This is a genomic window from Polaromonas sp. UBA4122 (assembly GCA_002381615.1).
Classification (GTDB): Bacteria; Pseudomonadota; Gammaproteobacteria; order Burkholderiales; family Burkholderiaceae_C; genus Polaromonas.
Map to the genome: position 1 here is coordinate 1 of DFWY01000072.1, position 4,176 is coordinate 4,176.

The 4,176-nt window shown below is 60.5% G+C and carries 3 protein-coding genes; 1 reads left to right on the plus strand and 2 read right to left on the minus strand.

Translation table 11 applies throughout. The features are described from left to right. Positions 1-114: 114 nt before the first annotated feature. Positions 115-510, minus strand: coding sequence for a cyclic nucleotide-binding/CBS domain-containing protein (locus tag B3F77_RS09365; protein ID WP_293604698.1), 396 nt, complete (start codon positions 508-510; stop codon positions 115-117). Positions 511-843: 333 nt separating this feature from the next. Continuing rightward, positions 844-1,806 (minus strand): AEC family transporter, encoded by a 963-nt coding sequence (locus B3F77_RS09370; protein ID WP_293604699.1) that lies wholly within the window; start codon positions 1,804-1,806, stop codon positions 844-846. Positions 1,807-1,955: 149 nt separating this feature from the next. Here B3F77_RS09370 and B3F77_RS09375 point away from each other — a divergent pair, with 149 nt between their 5' ends. Beyond that, positions 1,956-4,073, plus strand: coding sequence for an ATP-dependent helicase (locus B3F77_RS09375; RefSeq protein ID WP_293604700.1), 2,118 nt, complete (start codon positions 1,956-1,958; stop codon positions 4,071-4,073). The last annotated feature ends 103 nt before the right edge of the window (positions 4,074-4,176 follow it).

Sequence of the window (4,176 nt, forward strand, 5' to 3'; positions counted from 1 at the left end):
CGCCTTTCACGGCGCACACTGAAGGCGGTCATTCGCAAGATTTGTCGTGGTGACGGCAAGGTGCCCAAAGCCGACATGGAACATTGAGAAAAACGGTCGGTCGTCGCCAATTCCCTAGCGATAGTGTTCTCGCCGCCGTTCTTCCGAGATGAACTCTTCAAGGTCGGGATCCATCGCATTGCGGGACGAGATGATGCCGATTGGCCGGCCGTTCTCAATCACGGGTACATGACGGAAGCCATTCTCCTGCATCAGCAGCATCGCGTGCCCGTATGATTTGTCAGGATCCAGGGTCTTGGGCGCGGCGGTCATCACGTCGGTCAGTGGCGTGGTTTTGACATCGCGACCCTGCGCGATCACGCGGAATACCGCATCTCGCTCGGTAAAAATGCCGACGAGACGCTCGTTCTCGACGACCATGATGGCGCCGACGTTCTTGTTTAGCATCAGCCTGGCGGCGTTGCTGACGGTTGTCTCTGGCGGAGCAGAGAGAAATTTCTTCTGCTCCATGATGTTTCTAATAGGTTGATCGAACATAACAGCCTCCCAAGTTAAATGCTAGCCGCCTTTTGAAATATTCCTTTGACCTATGTCAGCCCTCGCTTGCGCCAAATCCTCAATGTGGCTGCGTTCCAACTGAAAGCGCCGCCGTATTCCTTTCGCCATTCCATTTTCAGCACCTTGCCGGTCTCGCTCGACGGCAGTGACTGCGGCCATCGCAATACATAAGGGTCGATTCCCGCCTTTCCTAATCAATCAGAGTGGGAATATTGTTGTATTGACAACGCATGGACGCTGAACGTACACCGCTCACGCCAGCGGAAAGTTCAAGTCTCTGAGTCCTCAGGTCAGCAAAGCCACCACCGCCGGAAAGCTGAAAAACGCCAGCACCGTTGACAGCAAAATGATGCGGGCAATGCGACCGTTGTCAGCGCCAAAGCGCTCGGCCAGCATGGCCACATTGCTGGCGCTCGGCAGGGCCGCCAGCAGCACCATCACGGTCAGGGTAAAACGATCCAGCGGCAGGCCCAGGGAAATCGCACTCAGCCCCAGCAGCCCCAGCAGCAGCGGGTGAAGCACCAGCTTGATGAGCGTCACAGGCACATAGTCGGCCAGCGGCGTGTGGGTGGTGCTATTCATTTGGGAGCGTGCCAGTACCGCGCCAATCGTGAACAAGGCGACCGGCGAAGCCGCATCGGCAAGCAGGCTGACCGTGTCCATGATGGGTTTTGGCAGGGAAACGCCCAGGCCTGCAGCGAGCGTGCCCAGCGCAATGGACCACGGCAGCGGATTGACCAACACGCCCTTGAGCGCTAGCCGCGCCGCCCTGGCCGCGCCGTGTTCGTCGGCACCATCGAGCCGCGACAACGCAATGCACAGCGACGACGTGACCAGCATGTCCACCATGATCGTCACAATCGCCGGGCCAGCCGCCTGGGCGCCCAGCAAAGCGACCAGCAGCGGCACACCCATGAAACCGGTGTTCGGAAAGGCCGCCACCAGCGCACCAAAAGAAGCGTCGTTCCAGCCAATCCGTCCTTTGGGCGCTGTGTGAGTCACTGCAATCGTGAAGACCACCATCACCACGGCGCACAGCAGGTATACCGCGACCAGACTGCCGTCCAGCAGCTGTGCAATCGGCGTGCTGGCGCCAAATCGGTAGAGCATGCAGGGCAGCGCGAAATACAGCACAAAGGTGTTGAGCCCCGGAATTGCGGCCTGCGGCAACAGTGCACGGCGGGCGGCGACATAGCCGCACAGCACGAGCGCAAAGAAAGGGAAGGTGACGAGGAGGATGCTTAGCACAAAGCGTATTGTCACAGGCCGGGTTGGCGTTCACCCGACTGGCTATGATGGCCGCTGCCTTTGGCTTTTCTCCTGGCCTTTATTCCGGCGTTATTGTCACGCTTGTTGCTGCGCCTCTTTCCGCGCCCACTTCCCGATTCTTTGCCTGCATGTCCTCACCTTCTCCCGACTCTCACGGACTCAACCTCGCCCAGCAGGAAGCCGTCAACTACCTGCACGGCCCCTGCCTGGTGCTGGCCGGTGCCGGCTCCGGCAAAACGCGGGTGATCACGCACAAGATCGGCCGGCTGATCCAGTCCGGGCTCAAACCCGAGCAGATCGCCGCCATCACCTTTACCAACAAGGCCGCCGCCGAGATGCGCGAACGCGCCAAGAGCCTGATCGGCAGGCAGGCCAGGGGCGTCCTCATCTGCACCTTTCACGCGCTGGGCGTGCGCATGCTGCGGCAGGACGGGCAAGCGCTGGGCCTGAAACCGCAGTTTTCGATTCTGGACAGCGACGACGTGAGCAGCATCCTGAAAGACGCCGGTGGCAGCACCGACGCGGCCACCGCGCGGCAGTGGCAATGGACCATCAGCCGGTGGAAGAACATGGGGCTGAATGCCGCCCAGGCCGAAGCCCAGGTCAGCGGTGATGAAGAGCGCGTCATCGCACGCATCATGGCGCGCTACGAAGAACGACTGACGGCCTACCAGAGTGTGGACTTTGACGACCTGATTGGCCTGCCGCTCAAACTGCTGCAAGAGCATGAAGCCGTGCGCAACAAGTGGCAACAGTCGTTGGGCCATGTGCTGGTGGATGAATACCAGGACACCAACGCCACGCAGTATGAAGTGCTGAAACTGCTGGTGGGCCCGCGTGGCCGCTTCACGGCGGTGGGCGACGACGACCAGTCGATTTATGGCTGGCGTGGCGCGACGCTGGACAATCTGAAGAGGCTGCCGCAAGACTACCCGACCCTCAAGGTGGTGAAGCTGGAGCAAAACTACCGCTCGACCAGCGCCATCCTTCGGGCCGCAAACAACGTGATTGGCCCCAACCCAAAGCTCTACCCAAAAACGCTGTTCAGCGAACTCGGCGAAGGCGAGCCGGTGCGCGTCGTCGATTGCGACAGTGAAGAGCATGAGGCCGAGCGCGTGGTCGCCCGCATCCAGAGCCTGCGCGCCGGTGCCGAGCTGCAGGCCGTGGGCAACCAGTACAAGGACTGGAAAGATTTTTGCGTGCTGTACCGCGCCAACCACCAGGCCAAGCCCTTTGAAAAAGCCTTTCGCAAGGCGCAAATTCCCTACAAGGTGTCAGGCGGGCAGAGCTTTTTTGACCGCGCCGAAATCAAGGACCTGTGCGGCTGGATGCGCCTGCTGGTCAACAACGACGATGACCCGGCCTTTATGCGCGCCGTGACCACGCCCAAGCGCGGCATTGGCCACACCACCTTGGCGGCACTCGGCAACTTTGCCAGCAAGTACAAGCTCAGCCTGTTTGAAGCGCTGTTCAGCAACTCACTGGGCTCCATGCTACCCGCCAAGGCGGTGGGCTCACTGCATGAGTTTGGCCGCTATGTGAACGACCTGGAACAGCGCGCCAGAAAAACGCTGGGCGCGGAAGACGCGCGTGCTCTCCTGAACGACTGGCTCAAGGACATTGACTACGAAAAGCACCTATACGACGGCGAGGAAAGTGAAAAAGTGGCGGCTTCACGCTGGAGCAATGTGATGGATTTTTGCGACTGGATGGCGCAGCGCTGCGGCGGGCAGATTGCAGACGCCTCGGGCGCCGTGGTTGAAAAAGAGACGAAGACCATGCTCGAAGTGGTGCAAACGATTGCCCTGCTATCGACCATCAGCGAGCGCGAAGGCGAGCAGAACGTGGTGACGCTGTCCACGCTGCATGCCGCCAAGGGACTGGAGTGGCCGCATGTGGTGCTGGCCGGATGCGTGGAAGGCCTGCTGCCCTTCAAGCTCGGAGATGACAAGGATGGCGATGACGCCGTTAACGCGGACAACGTAGCGCTGCGCCTGCAGGAAGAGCGCCGCCTGATGTATGTCGGCATTACCCGCGCCCAGCGCACGCTGGCCGTCAACTGGCTGCGCAAGCGCAAAAAAGGCCGCACCATGATCCCCGGCGTGCCGAGTCGCTTCATTGCCGAAATGGCGCTCGACAAAAGCACCCTCAAGGAAGACCCGCGCGAAAAGCTCAAGGCCCTGCGCGCCGAGTTCGCCAAAAAATCGGCCGACGCCCTGGCAGCCGCGGCAGCCAACCCCTTCTGACACAGCCTGAGCCCTCAAGCCGGGTCAATTTACGCCAAACCATCATTCCCCATGACTTCGAACTCCCTCCGATTTGCTCTTTTTTTGATAGCTGCTTGCGCCC